The following is a 19,514-nucleotide window of genomic DNA, read 5'->3' as shown; positions in this document are numbered from 1 at the left end:
ATGCTTATTTTTGTTATATGGATTTCAAACTAGTTTCAGAATTTCAACCAACTGGAGATCAACCACAAGCTATAAAACAATTAGCTGATGGAATTAACGCAGATGAAAAATATCAAACTTTATTAGGAGTAACAGGATCAGGAAAAACATTTAGTGTTGCTAATGTTATTGCAACAGTAAATCGTCCGACCTTAGTTTTAGCTCATAATAAAACTTTAGCAGCACAATTATATTCAGAGTTTAAACAATTCTTTCCGAATAATGCTGTTGAATATTTTGTATCGTATTATGATTATTATCAACCAGAAGCGTATATTCCTGTTACTGGAACTTATATAGAAAAAGATCTTTCCATAAACGACGAAATTGAACGTTTAAGAATTAGTACTTCCTCTTCTCTTTTATCTGGCAGAAGAGATGTCATTGTAATCGCCTCAGTTTCTTGTTTGTATGGTATTGGAAATCCAATTGAATTTAAAAAGAATGTGATTGAGATTGAAGTCGGACAACAAATTTCAAGAACAAAATTCTTACATCAATTAGTTACTAGTTTATATGCGCGTTCTGAAGTAGAAATTAAAAGCGGGACATTTAAAGTAAAGGGAGATGTAGTTACAATTTATCCTTCTTACGGAGACAACGGATATCGTGTTCATTTCTTTGGTGATGAAATTGAAGAAATAGAAGCTTTTGATATTGAAAACAATCAAATTGTAGAAGAATTTGAACATCTAAATATATATCCGGCAAACTTATTTGTAACATCTCCAGATATTTTACAAAATGCTATTCATCAGATTCAAGATGATTTAGTAAAACAATGCGATTACTTCTCTGAAATAGGAAAGCATTTAGAATCTAAACGTTTAAAAGAACGAACAGAATTCGATTTAGAAATGATTCGTGAACTTGGTTATTGCTCTGGAATAGAGAACTACTCAAGATATTTAGACGGTAGAGAAGCTGGAACACGTCCGTTCTGTTTACTAGATTATTTTCCAGATGATTATATAATGGTTATTGACGAAAGTCATGTAACAGTTCCGCAAGTTCATGCTATGTATGGTGGAGATAGAAGTCGAAAAGAAAACTTGGTAGAATACGGGTTTAGACTTCCTGCAGCAATGGATAACCGCCCTCTAAAATTTGAAGAGTTTGAAACGTTACAAAATCAAGTCATTTACGTTTCTGCTACTCCTGCAGATTATGAGCTACAGAAAACAGAAGGTTTATTTGTAGAACAAGTTATTCGTCCAACTGGTTTATTAGACCCAGAAATTGAAGTTCGTCCGAGTTTAAATCAAATTGATGATTTAATTGAAGAAATTCAAATTCGTGTTGAAAAAGATGAACGAACTTTAGTAACTACTCTTACAAAAAGAATGGCTGAAGAACTGGCTAAATATTTAACAAGAATTCAAATACGATGTCGTTATATTCATTCCGATGTAGACACACTTGAACGTGTTGAAATTATGCAAGATTTACGAAAAGGTTTATTTGATGTACTTATTGGAGTAAATTTATTACGAGAAGGTTTAGATTTACCTGAAGTTTCTTTAGTTGCCATTTTAGATGCTGATAAAGAAGGCTTTTTACGCTCGCACAGATCTTTAACACAAACTGTTGGTAGAGCTGCACGTAATGTAAATGGTAAAGCGATTATGTATGCTGATAAAATTACTAATAGCATGCAACAAACTATTGATGAAACTAACAGGAGAAGAGAAAAACAGGTAAACTACAATACTAAATTTGGTATTACTCCCAAACAAATTAATAAAAAGATAGACAATACTTTGTCAAAGAATACAACCACTTCTTATCAATATGAATCGGCTACGCAAAAAGCTGCTGAACAAGATTTAGAATACTTACCTAAACCAGAACTAGAAAAAAGAATTAGAGAAAAACGTAAACAAATGGAAACTGCTGCAAAAGCACTTGACTTTATAGAAGCTGCAAAATTACGTGATGAAATAAAAGTTTTAAAAGAACATTTAACTTAACTATTTTCGTATTTCATATTTCTAAAATTGTTTGAACAATCAATTGGGTAACATTTTCCAATTAAAGTAACTCTTAACAAAATTTAAACTGATAAAATCAAAATGAAACAAATTATTATTGTTTCTTTATTTGCATTTATTTCTATAAATGCACAAAGAACAACTCACCAAAAAAAATATCGCTATTATAATGCTGACTTTAAAGAAATATCATTTTTAAACTTCAAACAAAACGAAGACTCAGAATTGTTTAAAACTGTAAATTACGAAAACGATTCTTCATTTATACGAAAATTAATGTATAAGGAAGTTTTTGGTAAATTAGATAAAAGAAGACATCATCAGCTTAAAAAATTATATAGTTTACGCTATAAAATAGACACTACTAAAGCTTGGTTTATTCATTATGTCGATTCAATTCCTAATAAAGAAAAAATGCCGGCTCAATCGGGTATAGCTTACTATAACAAACAAAAAGAAGTCATTGGCTTTGTTCCTTATGGTTCTGACTCTAAAACTCCTAAAAAAGATTACAGTAATGCTGCTTATCATGCTCATTTGAGCAGTTATAACGATTATGTTCACCACATAGAAAAAGAGATCAGTTCTTTTGGAAAAGAAAAAACATCAGAATTAATTCACTTTTACAATAAGAATCATGGTTTTCCTAAAAATGTGCTATATAATCTTAGTTATTTTAAAGATGATAATTTAATTTTAAAAAAATCTTTTAGAGAAGCTGTAAGAAATTATGAAGTTATAGTTATTCATCCTGATGGACAATTTTACCTTTCTTTCTTTGGAAATAGAAATTATATATCTTTTAGCGGAAGAAAAAATATCACTAAAAAATTATTGAAGAAAAGTTTTTTCAATAGAAAAAGAAAACAATGGAAACGAAAAGTAAAACAATTACAATAATAACATATAAAATAACAATCATTTTCTTTCTTTTTGTAAGTATTGCATCAAAAGGCCAAACATATTCTACTGATAAAAAAGTGTATTTATTAGATCATGAGCTTAATGAAATATCTGAAGAAAAATTTACGAATAGAATTAATAGTGATCTTTTTAGTTATGTTAAACTAGAAAACGATACAATCATTTTAAAAAAACTTTTTCTTAATGAAATATTTGGCAAACTCGACAAGAAAAAACACCAACAAATAAAGAAATTATTTGCACTTAGAAATAGAATCGACAGTACTAAAACTTGGTCTATCAATTACAAGGATACAATTCCTAATAAAAATGATATGTCAGAACAATCGGCATATATTTATCTCGATTCTTTAAATAACAAAATAGGCTATTTACCTTATAATTCAAAAAAGAAAAAACTAAAAAAATTCGAGAGAAAAGCTTTCAAAGTTAAGAGAGTAATAGGATATAAAAACTATTTAGAAGAAATTGGAGGTGACCGAAAAAGGTCTAAGAAAAATAAGAAAGTAGTTTTTTTTAGTGTATACGATATCAATAAAGGATTTCCTTATCAAGATTTAGAAAGTCGAAATTACTTTAACGATCCTAATAAAATTATTAAAAAAACTTTCAAGAGCGCATTTAAAAATCCTTCCAGTATTATAATTTTTCCTGATGGATATTACCTTATTAAATACACAGGGACCTATTGGAGAAATCAAAAGAAATTAAAAAATAATAAAAGTTATTTTATAGAAAATAAAATTGAATGGGATAAAAAAATTAAGAACTTAAAGTAAATTCAAAAAAGCTTCATAATATATACTATGAAGCTTTATTTTTTTAATGAAAACTTATTTTTTAGACACCATTATCACTGGTAATGTATATACTTTTGCTTCTATTTTTTCGGATAATTTCTTATAATTCAATCTGTTTTTAATAAATGCTTCAACTTGATAATTGCTTGTTCTTGAATTTACAGATAAAACAACAATTTCATTTCTTTTATTTACTGTTAAACGTACAGTGATCTTCATATCTTCTTCTACTAAAAAACCTGGATTCTTTAGTAAATTTTGAATTTCCTCTCTTACTTCTGTAAATACTTTTTTGTCTGTAGAACTTGTATTATTGGCATAAATAATTGAACTAAATGATAATGTTACAATAATTAATAAGGCTTTGATTGATTTCATAATGGTAGATTTTTTGTTTTTTGTTTTAATTAAAATTGATCTTCTTTTACTCTTTTAACTTTTGTTAATCGGGGGTTCTAATGTTAGTAATTAACTTCATCAAAAATATAACACACTACTAAACAAAAAGTTACCTAAAACTCAAGAAAATGAAAGTAATTAGTTATCAAAAACTAATTTTAATGTTAACAATATCAACAAAGATTAACCCAAAATTAAAACTCTAAAAAACAACAATTTAACACATATAAAAATAAAAAGTGAATATTAAAATTTTAGCTAAAAATTAATAGGTTTATTAAACAATTTATCAGCCAGATTAACATTATTTCTAATGTTCATTATCTATTTTTATATGTCTCCAATTGTATTTTTTATGTCGTTTGTCGATTTTATTTTTTTAAAAAACACAAAAAAAATAAATTAAAACCCTAATTAACAACCTATTACATATGAAACCCTATTCTTTTATTAGAAAAAGACTACTAATTGTATTCTTTTTCACTACCACAATTCTTTTATCACAAGTTAACACAGGTGGAACTGCCACTACATCTAATCATCAAAAACAAGTTATTGGTTACATTACTAACTGGGATGCTTGGAAAGCGACCAATGCAGGACTTCCTGCTCAAGGAGCTTTAACACATTTGAATATTGATTATTCAAAGTATACTATTTTAAACTATTCCTTTTTTGGAGTAGCTAATGATGGATCGTTACATAGTGGAGATCATAGAAATAAGCAAATTTATAAAAACGGAGTAAGTCAAGAACCTAAAGACATCTTTTTTACAGATATTTATAGTAGTTGGGATATGCATATTTTATTCGGTGAAATAGAACCTCTTCAATTCATCAATGAAAATGCTAAACAAAGAGCAGAAGCTCAAGGTTTTCAAGTTGAAGTTAATGGAAATACATGGACTCACCCTACATGGGGATTAAGTGGAACTCTTCCACTCCCATTACATAAAGAAAATGGTGCCCCTGGTTTAATCAATTTAGCTCACCAAAAAGGAGTTAAAGTTATGGCATCTATTGGTGGCTGGAGTATGTGTAAACATTTTCCAGAAATGGCGGCAGATCCTGTTAAAAGAGCACGATTTATTAACGATTGTAAAAAGTTAATCGCAACTGGATTTGATGGTATTGATTTGGATTGGGAATATCCTGGTCCTTATTCTGGAATGAATTTTACAGGTACTCAAGCAGATTTTGAAAATTTCGAAAAATTAGTGGAAGAGATTAGAGCAGCTATAGGATCAGACAAATTAATAACAGCTGCAATGGCTGCTGATCCAAGAAAGCTTGAAGGTTTTAACTGGAGTAGATTAGCTAACTCTATGGATTACTTTAACATGATGACATATGACTATAATGGAGGTTGGTCTAACAAAGCTGGACATAATGCTCCCGTTTATCCGTATACAAATGCTGAGGTATCTTTTTTTAGTTGGAAATCAACTTTAGATAAACTAAATGAATTAAATGTTCCTAAAAATAAGATTTGTTTTGGAGCTCCATTTTATGGAAGAGGAGTTATAACTGCTGGTAATGCAGATCTTAACGCTTCTACCGTTAAAAGATCAGAAAACGTTCAGCCTGATGGTCCAATACAAACAGCATCTGACTTTACAAACTGGCCTAGAGATGTTTATGACGGAACTCCTAATTACTATTATATCAAACAAAAAGCACTATCTGCTAATAGTGGCTGGACAAGAAAATGGGATAATGAAGCTAAAGTGCCTTATTTAGTGAATGGTAAATATTTTTTAAGTTACGATGATGAAGAATCTATAGGTATAAAAGCACAATTTATTAATGATAATCAATTAGGTGGAACAATAGTTTGGACTGTATATGGTGATTTAGAATTAAGTGGTTCTGTCACTTCGTTTGGAACAAAATTAAAAAGATGGTCTAACGTAAAATCTCCTTTAGTAAATAAAATAAATGAAGTTTTTGCTAGCGGTACAACTGACGGAAATACTCCACCATCAGTAAGTATAACGTCACCAAACGACAATACAAATTTCAATCAAGGTGATACTATTAATATATCCGCAATAGCTTCTGACAATGACGGAACGGTAATTAAAGTAGAATTTTATAATGGCAATATTAAGTTAGGAGAAGATACTACTATTCCATACGAATATACCTGGCAAAATGTTTCTCCTGGAAATTATTCTTTAACCACTAAAGCTATTGATAATAACAATGCTTCTACGACTTCTTCTGCTATTACTATAATAGTAAATAGTGACAACTCTAATGAATCACCAACGGTAAACATATCTTCTCCTACCAATAATGACTCTTTCAACACAGGTGATAATATAACTATTTTAGCTACAGCTTCAGATAACGATGGAACGGTAACCAAAGTAGAGTTTTTTAATGGAAATACTAAACTAGGAGAAGATACTACTATTCCATACGAATATATCTGGCAAAATGTTTCTTCTGGGAATTATTCTTTAACAGCCATAGCTACTGACAATAATAATACTTCTACCACTTCTACAGCAGTTTCAATTACGGTTAAAAATGGAGATACTTCAGACACTTGTAATGGAATTCCTGATTGGTCTTCTACAACTACATACAAAGGAGGAGAAAATATTGTATATAAAAATGTAAACTATCAAGCGAAATGGTGGTCGTTAAATCAAACTCCAGATACTCATACAGGTGATGGACAACCTTGGAGAAAAATTAAAAATTGTGGCGATACTGGAGAAAACACCCCTCCATCAATTAGTATTATTAGCCCTAATAATAATACTTCATTTAACGAAGGCGAAACGATAACTATTACCGCTACTGCTACGGACAGCGATGGAACTATTGCTAAAGTAGAATTTTTTAATGAAAACACTAAACTAGGTGAAGATACAACCGCTCCTTATACTTTTACTATAAATAATTTCACTGAAGGAAATTATTATTTAACGACTGTAGCTACTGATAATAAAGGATTAACAACAACATCTTCAACTATAAACATATCTGTTACATCAACTACTGGAGGTGGTAATTGCAATGGGCTTCCTCAATATGTAGCCGGTAATTCATATGGACAAGATCAGGAAGTTCAAAATGAAGGTGAAAAATTCAAATGCAAAATCCCAGGATGGTGTTCTTCTTCTTCAGCTTGGGCATATGCTCCAGGTACAGGAGCTCATTGGCAAGATGCATGGTCTAAAACAGGTAGCTGCAATGGAGGAAATAATACTTCTCCTCAAGTAAATATTACATCTCCATTAAATGGTAGCACCTATAATTCAAACAATAATATTGTTATTAATGCTGACGCTAGTGATGATGGAACCATTTCTAAAGTAGAATTTTTTAATGGGAGCATTAAACTAGGCGAGGATTTAACTTCCCCATACTCCTTTACTATTACTAACGCACAAGATTCGAGTTACTCACTAACAGTCGTTGCTACTGATAATGATAATAATCAAACTACTTCAAGTGTAGTTCTAATTAGAAAAAATTCTGGTGGTGGTAATAATAGTATTCCTGAAAAAATTTTAGTTGGCTATTGGCATAACTTTAATAATGGATCAACTACTCCACGATTAAGTGAAGTATCTACAGATTGGGATGTAATTTGTGTTGCCTTTGCAGAGCCTAAAACAGGAAGTACAGCAGATATGCAATTTACGCCATATGAGATTTACCAAGGAAATACACAAGCGCTCATAAACGATATAGCTACAGTAAAAGCTAGAGGTCAAAAAGTTTTAATCTCAATTGGAGGCGCTAATGCAAAAATTGAGTTGAATAATGAAAGTGAAAAAAATGAATTTATAAGTTCAATGACAAACATAATAAACACTTATGGTTTTAATGGATTAGATATTGACTTAGAAGGTAGTTCTCTTTCATTAAATAGTGGGGACACAGATTTTAGAAATCCAACTACGCCTAAAATTATTAACTTAATCGATGCTACCAAAACAATAAGAAATAACATTGGTGAAAATAACTTTATTTTAAGTATGGCTCCAGAAACAGCTTACGTGCAAGGAGCTTACGGTAATTATTCTGGTATTTTTGGAGCATACCTTCCTGTTGTTCACGCACTACGCAATGAAATGAATTATATTCATGTTCAACATTATAATACAGGATCAATGTTTGGTAGGGATGGAAAAATTTATCAACCTGCTACTATTGATTTTCATGTCGCTATGGCAGAAATGTTAATTACTGGATTTAAAGTAGCCCAAACTGGATTAACTTTCCCCGGCTTAAGACCCGATCAAGTTGCTATTGGTTTACCTGCAACAACACAAGCTGCTGGAAGTGGTTATACTTCTGAAACTATGGTACAACAGGCATTAGATTATTTAATTAAAGGAACTACTTACCCAGGAAGAACTTATACTACAAATGGTATTTATCCAGACTTTAGAGGATTAATGACATGGTCTATTAATTGGGATTTATTTGGAAACTCAACATTTTCTTCAAGTCATAGAGCATATTTAGATGGGTTAAGCACACTAAACAGAAGTAACTTAATTTCTACTGACACTAAAAATGATTCATTTAAAATTTATCCTAATCCTGTTAATAATTTCATGACCCTTGAGTTTTTAAATTCAAATAATGATAATAATAATGAGTTATTAATTTATGATAGTAAAGGAGCTATAGTTTTTAAATCTAAAGTAATCTCAGAAAAAGGAAAAAATAATTTTAATTTAAGCTTATTAGAAAGTGGTTTATATTTTTATACTCTAACAAACAATAAAACAAAGTATTTTGGTAAGTTTATTAAAGTAAAGTAATACTCTAATACAGAATAAAAAAGGGCTGTCTTAAGAAAGACAGCCCTTTTAAAAATATATTTAATTAAGAATTAGTTTACACACTAATATCTTTATGCTTTTAACACTTCACCTACTTTATCAGCAGCTTCTTGGAATTCTGTAGCAGAAATGATCTCCATTCCGCTATTATCAATTAATTCCTTAGCTTCTTTAGCATTTGTTCCTTGTAAACGACAAATGATAGGCACATTAATTTTATCTCCCATGTTTTTGTAAGCATCTACAACACCTTGCGCTACACGATCACAACGTACAATACCTCCAAAAATATTTACTAAAATTGCTTTTACATTTGGATCTTTTAAAATGATTTCAAAAGCAGTTTCTACACGTTTAGCATCAGCTGTACCTCCAACATCTAAGAAGTTAGCTGGATCACCACCTGCTTGCTTAATTAAGTCCATAGTTCCCATTGCTAAACCAGCTCCGTTTACCATACATCCAACATTTCCATCTAAATCTACATAATTTAATCCTGCAGCTTTAGCTTCAACTTCGATAGGATTCTCTTCACGTTCGTCTCTTAAAGCAGCATAGTCTTTGTGACGGAATAAAGCGTTCTCATCTAAAGTTACTTTAGCATCTACAGCTAAAATTTTATCATCAGAAGTTTTTAATACTGGATTGATTTCAAATAAAGCTGAGTCAGACTTAACATAAGCTGTATATAAAGCAGTAACAAATTTTACCATTTCTTTTAAAGCTCCACCGCTTAAACCTAAGTTGAAAGCAATTTTACGAGCTTGGAATGGTAACAATCCTGTTCCAGGGTTAATCTCTTCAGTAAAAATTAAATGTGGAGTTTCTTCAGCAACAGCTTCAATATCCATACCACCTTCAGTAGAATACATAATCATGTTTCTTCCTGTAGCACGGTTTAATAAAACTGACATATAAAATTCATTTGGCTCGCTATCACCTGGGTAGTAAACATCTTCAGCAATTAAAACTTGATTTACTAACTTACCTTCAGCAGAAGTTTGAGGTGTAATCAACATCATTCCTAAGATATCGTCAGAAATGCTCTTTACCTCGTCTAAATTCTTAGCTAATTTTACTCCACCACCTTTTCCACGTCCACCTGCGTGAATCTGAGCTTTAATTACATGCCAACCAGTTCCTGTTTCTTCAGTTAATTTTTTTGCTGCCTCTACAGCTTCTTCAGGAGTACTAGCAACGATACCGCGTTGTGTACGAACGCCGAAACTACTTAATATTTCTTTACCTTGATATTCGTGTAAGTTCATTCGTTATGAATTTTAAAAGTCGAACAAAAATACAAATTCAATTCAAACTAAAATAGCTTTGACACATTAAAAAATTATCATTTCACTTTTCTTTTAAATGATTTTTCTCTGAACTCTAACTCTCCTAAAAAATTGTTAAAAAAAATTAAATCTGTAACGGTCTATTTTTTCACTGGTCTTTACTGTAATCGATCAATTTTTTCTAGAAAAACAAACACACTATAAATCTATTACACTATTTAACTATTATCAAGTGCTATATTAAAAATGAAAAAACTAACTATATTACTAATCATTTGTGCATTAAATATAATACATACAAATGCCCAAGTAAACATCAAAAGAAAAAAGCTTTCAGCTACAAGAATAAGCTCATCTCCTAAAATTGATGGTAATTTAGATGACACTGTTTGGCAAAATGTTCCTATTGCTAAAGATTTTGTTGAATTTAGACCAGACAATGGTAAGAGTGAACTATCTGATTATAAAACAGAAGTGAAACTTATTTACGATGATAATGCTATTTATATTGCTGCAAAAATGTTTGACCCTAATCCAGATAAAATCCCTTCAGAATTCACTAATAGAGATAATATTGGTAACACCGATTTTTTTCTAATTACGATAAACCCTAATGATGATGGACAAAATCCTTTTGAATTTATAGTCACAAGTTCAGGAGTTCAAGCAGATGCTAAAATTTCTAATGGTAATGAAGATTTTAATTGGAGTGCTGTTTGGGATAGTAATACTAAAGTTACAGAAAATGGATGGGTTGTTGAAATGAAAATCCCCTACAGAGCTTTACGTTTTGCTAATCGTGAAATACAGTCTTGGGGAATAAACTACCATAGAAGAATTCAAAATTTAAATTCACAGTACACTTGGAATCACATAGATAATAGTATAGGAAGATGGACACAATACGATGGATTGATTGAAAATTTTAAAAATATTTCTCCCCCTACAAGATTAAACTTATATCCATACGCATCTGGAACAATAATTACTGAAAATGGAAATACAGATACCGATTGGAGTGTTGGTATGGATATTAAATATGGTTTAACAGAAAACTTCACATTAGACGCTACATTAATTCCTGATTTTAGTCAAGTGGGTTTTGATAATGTACAATTAAATTTAGGCCCGTTTGAACAACAATTTACAGAGCAACGCCAGTTTTTTACTGAAGGAACAGAATTGTTTTCTAAAGGTCGTTTGTTTTATTCAAGAAGAATTGGTGGTTCTCCCACTGATCAGTTTAATATAAAAGGAAACTTACAAAATGATGATGATTTTATTGCTGGAAAAAAAATAAATGAGGAAATAGTTGATAATCCAAATAAAGTTCAAATGTTGAACGCTATAAAAATTTCAGGAAGAACAAAAGATGGATTAGGTATTGGTTTTTTTAACGCTATTACTGAAAAAACAGAAGCTACTATCGAAAGAACAGAACAAACTCAAATTGGTACCGAAGTTATCACGACTAAAAGTCAACGTAAAGCTGTCACTGAGCCTTTTACCAATTACAATATTATGGTATTAGACAAACAATTCAATCAAAATTCTTCTATTACTTTAATTAACACAAATGTTACTAGAGATGGAAGATTTAGAGATGCAAACGCTACCGGATTATTATGGCATGTTGAAGATAAATCTAGTACATATAATATTGATGGTAATTTTAGAATGACAGATATTAGTGACGATCCTGCCAATGCAACAACTGGTTATTCTTTCGATACCAGTATTGGTAAACAATCAGGAGCTTGGCGCTGGGAAATTGGATATAATTTTGAGAACAAAGACTTCAATCCAAACGATTTAGGAATTCTATTCAGCAATAATGAACAAACTATTTATGGTTTTACAGGTTATCGTCAATTAAAACCTGTTGGAATTTTTAATAATTTCGGAATAAATTGGTGGTATAATGTAAATTTTCAACATAAATCTGGAATTTATACAGGAACAACTACTGGAATTTCATTTTGGTCTGAAACCCGAAATCGATTTAATTTTGGAGGAAATATTAATGTTAGAACAACAACAAAAGATTTTTTTGAACCAAGGCAAGGAAGTACTTCTGGAGTTTTCTTTGAAAGACCAACAAGAATAAACATTCATCACTGGGCATCAACAGATTACAGAAAAAAATTAGCTCTAGATTATCATTGGTTTTATACTTTTTTTAAAGATATTGAAAAAGAAGCTTATGGATTTGGTATAGGACCTCGTTATCGTTTTAATAATAAATTTTCTTTAAATTATTTCTTCAGGTTTAATAAAACAAATAATGATTTAGGCTATATAGATCAATTAGAAGATAATTCAATTATTTTCGGACAAAGAGATAGAACTAATTACGAAAACACATTATCTGGTAAATATAGTTTTAATACAAACTCATCTTTATCCTTAAGTTTTAGGCATAACTGGAGTAAAGTTCCATACAAAGACGAATTATTAAAATTAGACAGATCTAATGGGCAGTTAATTTCTAGTTCACACACAGGAAATTACGACAGGAACTTTAACAGCTGGAATTTAGATTTAAATTATGTGTGGCAATTTGCACCTGGAAGTCAATTAATTGCTTTTTACAGAAATTCAATTAATCCGAATTCAGACTTTGCTCCTGCCGATATTGGCTTTTCAGATAATATTAATCGTCTTTTTGATGAAAATATGAGACACACATTCTCTTTACGATTAGTATATTTTATCGACTATAATAATATTAAAAATCTTTTCTAACCATGCGTTAGTTTGTTTTTGTAAGAAATCAGATTATATCTTTTAGTCTGATTTCTTTTTTTTACATTCGTTGTATCGAATTCGTAACATGATTACAGGAAAAAATATACATAAAAGTTATGGTGATGTTGAAATCTTAAAAGGTGTAAACGTCAAAATTGAAAAAGGAGAAATTGTTGCTATTGTTGGACCTTCTGGTGCAGGTAAAACCACTTTATTACAAATCTTAGGAACATTAGATAAAGCTAATCAAGAGCAAAACTATCAACTTTTCATTAACGATATTTCTATAAAAGAGCTTTCTGGAAATGAACTCGCAGCTTTTAGAAATGAACACATCGGTTTTATTTTTCAATTTCACCAATTACTTCCTGAATTTACTGCTCTAGAAAATGTTTGTATTCCTGCTTTTATTGCTAAAAAAGGAAAAAAAGAAACAGAAAAAAGAGCAAAAGAATTACTTGAATTCCTTGGACTTTCTCATAGAGAAAATCATAAACCTAGTGAACTTTCTGGTGGTGAACAACAACGTGTTGCTGTAGCTAGAGCTTTAATTAATAGTCCTTCTGTAATTTTTGCAGATGAACCTTCTGGTAATTTAGATTCAAGCTCTGCCAAAAACTTACATGAATTATTTTTTGAACTTCGTGATAAATTCGGACAAACGTTTGTATTAGTAACTCACAATAAAGAATTGGCAAACATGGCCGATCGCACTTTAGAAATGAAAGACGGTGTTATTGTTGAATAACAGTTACTTTAAAATTGTAAATCATTTGCATTAATGCGCATAGAAAATATACCTGAAAGTTACATAGCAAACGGCAACCTAAATAAAAACTTATTTATTTATGACTTAAAAATGACCGAAACTGCTATTAAAACTAAGGTAAATTTAAACATGCATATGTTTAGTTTTTTACAAGTAGGAAAAAAACAGGTTCATTTTCTTGACACTTCTGTTATTGTAGACAATAAACAATCGATACTTATTCCTAAAGGAAATTGTTTATGGAGCGAGTTACTTGATAAAGAAAACACATACTATTGTAAGTTACTTTTCTTTTCTGAACAACAATTAATCGATTTTTTGAACAAACATGTTACCAAAGAAAATTCTTCAAAAAAAATTCCTTCTTATTTTGTTATTGAAAATGATACATATATTACAGCTTACCTAAACTCATTAACATCTATAAGTAATTCTAGTATGGAATTTACAGAGAACTTACTTACAGTTAAATTTGAAGAATTGTTGTTATACCTACAGAGTAAATACAAAAATGATTTTAACAACTACTTACTTTCTCTTGTTCATAAGGAAAAGACTTCTTTTAAATATAACATCGAACAAAATATTTATTCTTCTTTATCATTAGAAGAGATTGCTTTTCTATGCAATATGAGTTTATCTACTTTTAAACGTCATTTTATAAAGGAATATAATTTATCTCCAGGAAAATGGTTCCGTGAAAAACGTTTACTGAAAGCCAAAACTATTTTAGAAGAAGGAAAACTTAAAGCTTCTGATATTTATTTAGAATTAGGTTACAGTAATTTACAAAATTTTAGTAGTGCCTTTAAATCAAGATTTGGCATTTCTCCATCTTCAATTTAAAATTGACCTTTTTTCATAACAATATGGACTTTAATCGTTAACTCGTTTCTTCAGTCTGATTCTATTTTTGCCTCAGAAATTTTAAAACTAAAAAATAGAACACATGAATATTACTTTAGAACAAGCAGAAAAAATAATTGCTGCTGCTAAAACTAAATCAGTTGAATTAAATACTAAAATGAACATTGCCGTTGTAGATTCTGGAGCTAATTTAATTGCTTTTGCTCGTATGGACGGAGCTTGGTTAGGTTCTTTAGATATTTCAATTAAAAAAGCAAAAACAGCTCGTTTCTTTGATATGAATACAGGAGTAATTGGCGAATTATCTCAACCTGGTGGTTCACTTTACAATATTGAACATTCTAATGGAGGACTAATTACTTTCCCAGGTGGAGTTCCTGTAAAAGATGCTAACGGAAATGTTATTGGAGCTATTGGAGTTAGTGGTAGTACTGTTGAAAATGATCATGCTGTAGCTGAAGCTGGTAGGGAGGCTATTTAAAACAAAAAACAATAAAGAGTAACATTAAGTTGCTCTTTATTATTAATAATATGAAAAATTATTTAGCTGAATTTATAGGAACTTTTGCTTTAGTTTTTTGTGGAACAGGAGCAGTAATTGTTAATTCTTTAACTAATCAGAGTTTAGGGTTACTTGGTATTTCAGTAACATTTGGTATCGTTATAACAACAATAATTTATTGCTTTGGAAGTATTTCTGGAGCACACATAAATCCAGCTGTAACTATAGCTTTAGTAATCGGAAACAAAATTCCAAAAAACAGTATTTTAGGTTATATTACTGCACAAGTATTAGGGGCATTTGCTGCGAGTTTTTTATTGCTATTGATTTTCCCTGAAACTAAAACATTAGGACAAACAACACCTCAAAACGGTGCTTTATCATCAATAATTATAGAATTTATTTTAACTTTCTTTTTAATGTTAACTATTTTAAAGAGCACTTCAACAAAAGAATCTTCGAAAATAGCTGGGATTATTATAGGAAGTTCAGTAATTAGTTTTATTTTGTTTTCTGGTCCTATATCTGGTGGCTCATTTAATCCTGCAAGAAGCTTAGCTCCTGCTGTAATCTCAGGTGAAATTTCAACGCTTTGGATTTATATATCAGCTCCAATATTAGGTGCTGTTTCAGCAATGTCTATTTGGAAATTCATATATAACAAAAATTAATTTTTTAACTTAAAAAGAATTATAATTACATAGTTCTTTTTTTAAGTAATTTTATCAGAAATATTAAATTCTATGATTTGTATTTCTTGTAGTTATGAACATGATGAAAAATTTTGCCCAAATTGTGGTGAGAAAAGAGACATTCCTAAAATAACTTTTGTTTCTACTATTACAAGTACTGTTGCTACTGTTACTAACATGGATAAAGGTTTTTTATACAACTTAAAAAACCTGACTTTAAACCCTAAACATACTATTGAAGAATATTTAAAAGGGAAAAGAAAACACATTTTTAACCCTATTTCCTTTTTAATTATTGCTATTACTGCTTATTTAGTTCTAGAATCTTTCTTTAGTACAGCATCAATAGTCTCTGAAAAACAAGCAAATACTGTGAAAGGAACTTTACCTTATAAAATAGGTTCTACAGGTGCTGCTTTTATTTATAATTATTTTAAATTCTTTTGGGTATTTACCGTAATTCCTCTCTCGTTAATTACAAAACTATTTTTCAGACGATACAATTTTGCTGAGCATATTACTATAAACTCATTTATACTAGGTCACTTAACTTTAATTGTTGGTAGCATTAGTTTTCTAATCTTTAGAATACCATTAATTTTAAATCCTTTTATTTTTATTGCTTTAACGTGGTACATCTATAGAGTATTTCATCAAAAAAATGATAAAATAGGATCATTTATAACCGCCTTTGCTTCAGTATTATTTTTTATCATAACTTTATTTGCAATAATCGTCATATTAGGATTAATCAACCTTATTTAAAAATCTATATATCAAATGAAAAAACTCACTCTATTATTATTCTTTTTCTCATTTCTATTTGTAAATGCTCAGGACATGAGAGTTCCTGTAGATACTACTGTAATAACTAGTAATACTGTTACAATAAAAGGGAAAAAAGTTAGCTATAAAGCTCAAACAGGTACGCAACCTGTTTTTGATGCAAACGGAAATATAAAAGCTACTTTATTTTATACTTACTATCATCGAACTGATGTGTCTAATCAATCGGAACGTCCTTTAATTATGTCTTTTAACGGTGGACCTGGTTCGGCTTCTGTTTGGATGCATATTGCTTACACTGGACCTAAAGTTTTAAAAATAGATGATGAAGGTAATCCTATTCAACCTTATGGAATAAAAGATAATCCGTATTCTGTTTTAGATGTTGCTGATATTGTTTTTGTAAACCCAGTAAACACCGGATATTCTAGACCAGTAGTAAAAAAAGGAGAAAAAGTTGATAAAAAATACTTTTTTGGAGTAAACGCTGATGCAAAATATTTAGCGGATTGGTTAAATACTTTTGTTACAAGAAATAATAAATGGAAAGCTCCAAAATATATTATTGGTGAAAGCTATGGAGGTACAAGAGTAATGCAGTTAGCTTATGAACTACAAAGCAGACAATGGATGTACTTGAACGGAGTTATTATGGTTTCTCCTGCAGATTATAAAATCATCCGTACTGAAAGTTCAGAGAATTTAGCAGTAAACTTCCCGTATTTTACTGCTGCAGCATGGTATCATAAACAATTACCTCCTGCACTGCAACAAAAAGATTTACTAGAAATTCTTCCAGAATCTGAAAACTTTGCAATTAATAAACTTCTTCCTGCTTTAGCGAAAGGCGGTTATATTGGTGAAACAGAAAAAAATGCTATTGCAGAACAAATGGCTTATTATTCTGGAATAGATAAAAGAGTAATTCTTCAACAAAATTTAGAAATTCCTACTTCTTACTTCTGGAAAGAATTATTACGAAATTCTTCTGGAAAAACTATAGGAAGATTAGACAGTAGGTATTTAGGTTTAGACAGAACTGAAACCGGAACACGACCAGATTATAGTCCTGAATTAGTTTCTTGGTTACACTCCTTTACTCCTGCTATAAATTATTACACACAAAATGTTTTGAATTTTAAAACAGATGTAAAATACAATATGTTTGGTTCTGTTCATCCTTGGGATTTTTCTAATAATAATGCTAGAGAAAATTTACGAAAAGCTATGGCAGAAAACCCTTACTTACAATTGTTAGTGCAATCGGGTTATTATGATGGTGCAACTACATATAGTGCAGCTAAATACACTATGGGAAAAATAGACCCTAGTGGAAAGTTAAAAAACAGAATGTTCTTTAAAGGATACAGAAGTGGTCATATGATGTATTTAAGAAAAGAAGATTTAGAAAAAGCCAATGATGATTTGAGAGCTTTTATTTTGAAAAGTTCTAAAAATACAGGAGCCGCTAAATATTAATTAAACTGTAACTTTTTCAGGTTTCTGGCTACTTATTCATAAATACCAAATTATGCGAGAAACCTTTAATGAATTAATTTCTTATTTAAGAAATCCAGTTTTAGAACAAGATCCTAATACTGATCCTAAATATAGATTGAAAAAATTTTTTCACACTTTAGTGATCAGTATTATTTCTATTGGTTTATTAACTCCTTTATTAGGTTTAGTTGAAGCTTCTGGTTTGGTAGACATGGAAAATCATGCAGTTGCTGAAATGATTAATCAATATTCCAAAATTGCTGTATTTTTTTATGCTGCTATTTTAGCTCCATTAATTGAAGAAGTTGTTTTTAGAGCTCCTTTAACCTTATTTAAAGGAAAAGCATTATTTAGAATTGCTTTTTATTGCTTTGCCATTCTTTTTGCACTAGTACATTTATCAAATTATACAATTACTAACAATGTTTTAATTCTTGCTCCTATTTTAGTAGCACCTCAATTAGTTTTAGGTGGATATTTAGGTTTTCTTAGAGTACGCTTTGGTTTAGGTTGGAGTATTTTATTACACGCTACATATAATGGTTTCTTTATTTGCCTTAGCTTTGCAGGTCTTCCAACATAAAATAAAACATGACTACAAAGGAGCTTAAAGAATTTTTAGACGAAAAAGCTGATTTATACGAGAATAATCAATTTATTGATAGCGACCCTATTCAAATTCCTCATTCATTTTCTTTAAAAGAAGATATTGAAATTGCGGGTTTTCTCTCTTCTATAATTGCTTGGGGAAATAGAACGATGATTATAAAAAATTCAAAACGTATGATGGATTTAATGGGGAATTCTCCTTATGATTTTGTTTTACATCATTCTGAAGATCAACTTGATAATTTTGATGGATTTGTACATCGAACTTTTAATGCTGAAGATTTTAAATTTTTTATTCGTTCATTAAAAAACATTTATGAAAATCATAATGGACTAGCATCTGTTTTACTCCCTTCAAAAGAAGCAGATAATTATCAATTTGCTATTCATAACTTTAAAAAAATATTTTTTGAAATCCCTCATTTACCAAGAACTCAAAAACACATTTCCGACCCTGTAAAAGGTTCAGCAGCAAAACGTATTAACATGTTTTTACGTTGGATGGTTAGAGACAATAAAAAAGGGGTTGATTTTGGTATTTGGAAAAACCACAAAGCAAGTAACTTACATTGTCCTTTAGATGTTCATACTGGTAATATCGCAAGAAAACTAGGTGTTTTAAATCGTAAACAAAATGATTGGAAAGCAATTAAAGAATTAGACCTAATGTTAAGGGAATTTGACGCTAATGACCCTGTTAAATATGACTTTGCTTTATTCGGTTTGGGTGTTTTTGAAAAGTTTTAGATGAGATTATTTCCTTACATTTGACTATCAATCAAATA

15 protein-coding genes are annotated in these 19,514 nt (G+C 30.0%); 13 read left to right on the top strand and 2 right to left on the bottom strand.

Annotation, left to right across the window (positions count from 1 at the left end; translation table 11 throughout):
• The first annotated feature begins 17 nt into the window (after window positions 1-17).
• From uvrB to AC2TEO_RS15080, 3 genes are all read left to right on the top strand, one after another.
• The gene (uvrB, locus tag AC2TEO_RS15090; protein ID WP_442265607.1) at window positions 18-2,009 is read left to right on the top strand and encodes an excinuclease ABC subunit UvrB; all 1,992 of its coding nucleotides are present in this window, start codon (window positions 18-20) and stop codon (window positions 2,007-2,009) included.
• Between the two features lie 102 nt (window positions 2,010-2,111).
• Window positions 2,112-2,930: a hypothetical protein gene (locus tag AC2TEO_RS15085; protein ID WP_442265606.1), complete on the top strand. Its 819-nt coding sequence runs from the start codon at window positions 2,112-2,114 to the stop codon at window positions 2,928-2,930.
• Window positions 2,900-3,733, top strand: a complete 834-nt coding sequence (locus AC2TEO_RS15080; protein WP_442265605.1) for a hypothetical protein — start codon at window positions 2,900-2,902, stop codon at window positions 3,731-3,733. Before AC2TEO_RS15085 ends, AC2TEO_RS15080 begins: the two co-directional genes overlap by 31 nt.
• Before the next feature lie 54 nt (window positions 3,734-3,787).
• On the opposite strand, the gene AC2TEO_RS15075 is transcribed toward AC2TEO_RS15080, so the two are convergent.
• On the bottom strand, window positions 3,788-4,132 hold the full coding sequence (locus AC2TEO_RS15075; protein ID WP_442265604.1) for a hypothetical protein: 345 nt from the start codon (window positions 4,130-4,132) through the stop codon (window positions 3,788-3,790).
• 452 nt (window positions 4,133-4,584) lie between these two features.
• On the opposite strand from AC2TEO_RS15075, the gene AC2TEO_RS15070 reads away from it, so the two are divergent.
• Window positions 4,585-8,946 (top strand): glycosyl hydrolase family 18 protein, encoded by a 4,362-nt coding sequence (locus AC2TEO_RS15070; protein WP_442265603.1) that lies wholly within the window; start codon window positions 4,585-4,587, stop codon window positions 8,944-8,946.
• A gap of 92 nt (window positions 8,947-9,038) precedes the next feature.
• Here AC2TEO_RS15070 and sucC read toward each other — a convergent pair whose 3' ends face one another.
• Window positions 9,039-10,235 (bottom strand): ADP-forming succinate--CoA ligase subunit beta, encoded by a 1,197-nt coding sequence (gene sucC / locus AC2TEO_RS15065; RefSeq protein WP_442265602.1) that lies wholly within the window; start codon window positions 10,233-10,235, stop codon window positions 9,039-9,041.
• 267 nt (window positions 10,236-10,502) lie between these two features.
• Between sucC and AC2TEO_RS15060 the strand changes: the two genes are divergently transcribed.
• The 9 genes from AC2TEO_RS15060 to AC2TEO_RS15020 all read left to right on the top strand — a co-directional run bounded on the left by AC2TEO_RS15060 (window position 10,503) and on the right by AC2TEO_RS15020 (window position 19,476).
• On the top strand, window positions 10,503-13,001 hold the full coding sequence (locus tag AC2TEO_RS15060) for a DUF5916 domain-containing protein (RefSeq protein WP_442265601.1): 2,499 nt from the start codon (window positions 10,503-10,505) through the stop codon (window positions 12,999-13,001).
• An 88-nt stretch (window positions 13,002-13,089) separates the two neighbouring features.
• Window positions 13,090-13,752: an ABC transporter ATP-binding protein gene (locus tag AC2TEO_RS15055; RefSeq protein WP_442265600.1), complete on the top strand. Its 663-nt coding sequence runs from the start codon at window positions 13,090-13,092 to the stop codon at window positions 13,750-13,752.
• A 111-nt stretch (window positions 13,753-13,863) separates the two neighbouring features.
• Window positions 13,864-14,619: a helix-turn-helix domain-containing protein gene (locus AC2TEO_RS15050; RefSeq protein WP_484730865.1), complete on the top strand. Its 756-nt coding sequence runs from the start codon at window positions 13,864-13,866 to the stop codon at window positions 14,617-14,619.
• Between the two features lie 103 nt (window positions 14,620-14,722).
• Window positions 14,723-15,121, top strand: a complete 399-nt coding sequence (locus tag AC2TEO_RS15045; RefSeq protein WP_442265598.1) for a GlcG/HbpS family heme-binding protein — start codon at window positions 14,723-14,725, stop codon at window positions 15,119-15,121.
• A 50-nt stretch (window positions 15,122-15,171) separates the two neighbouring features.
• A complete protein-coding gene (locus AC2TEO_RS15040) occupies window positions 15,172-15,813 on the top strand; it encodes an MIP/aquaporin family protein (RefSeq protein ID WP_442265597.1) in 642 nt (213 codons plus the stop codon).
• 72 nt (window positions 15,814-15,885) lie between these two features.
• Window positions 15,886-16,599 (top strand): DUF3667 domain-containing protein, encoded by a 714-nt coding sequence (locus tag AC2TEO_RS15035; RefSeq protein ID WP_442265596.1) that lies wholly within the window; start codon window positions 15,886-15,888, stop codon window positions 16,597-16,599.
• Window positions 16,600-16,614: 15 nt separating this feature from the next.
• Window positions 16,615-18,099: a S10 family peptidase gene (locus AC2TEO_RS15030; RefSeq protein ID WP_442265595.1), complete on the top strand. Its 1,485-nt coding sequence runs from the start codon at window positions 16,615-16,617 to the stop codon at window positions 18,097-18,099.
• 52 nt (window positions 18,100-18,151) lie between these two features.
• Window positions 18,152-18,703 (top strand): CPBP family intramembrane glutamic endopeptidase, encoded by a 552-nt coding sequence (locus AC2TEO_RS15025; RefSeq protein ID WP_442265594.1) that lies wholly within the window; start codon window positions 18,152-18,154, stop codon window positions 18,701-18,703.
• 8 nt (window positions 18,704-18,711) lie between these two features.
• Window positions 18,712-19,476, top strand: a complete 765-nt coding sequence (locus AC2TEO_RS15020) for a TIGR02757 family protein (RefSeq protein WP_442265593.1) — start codon at window positions 18,712-18,714, stop codon at window positions 19,474-19,476.
• Window positions 19,477-19,514 lie beyond the last annotated feature (38 nt).

Source organism: Tenacibaculum aquaeponti, assembly GCF_057221555.1.
This window is presented reverse-complemented; position numbering and strand designations above follow the sequence as displayed.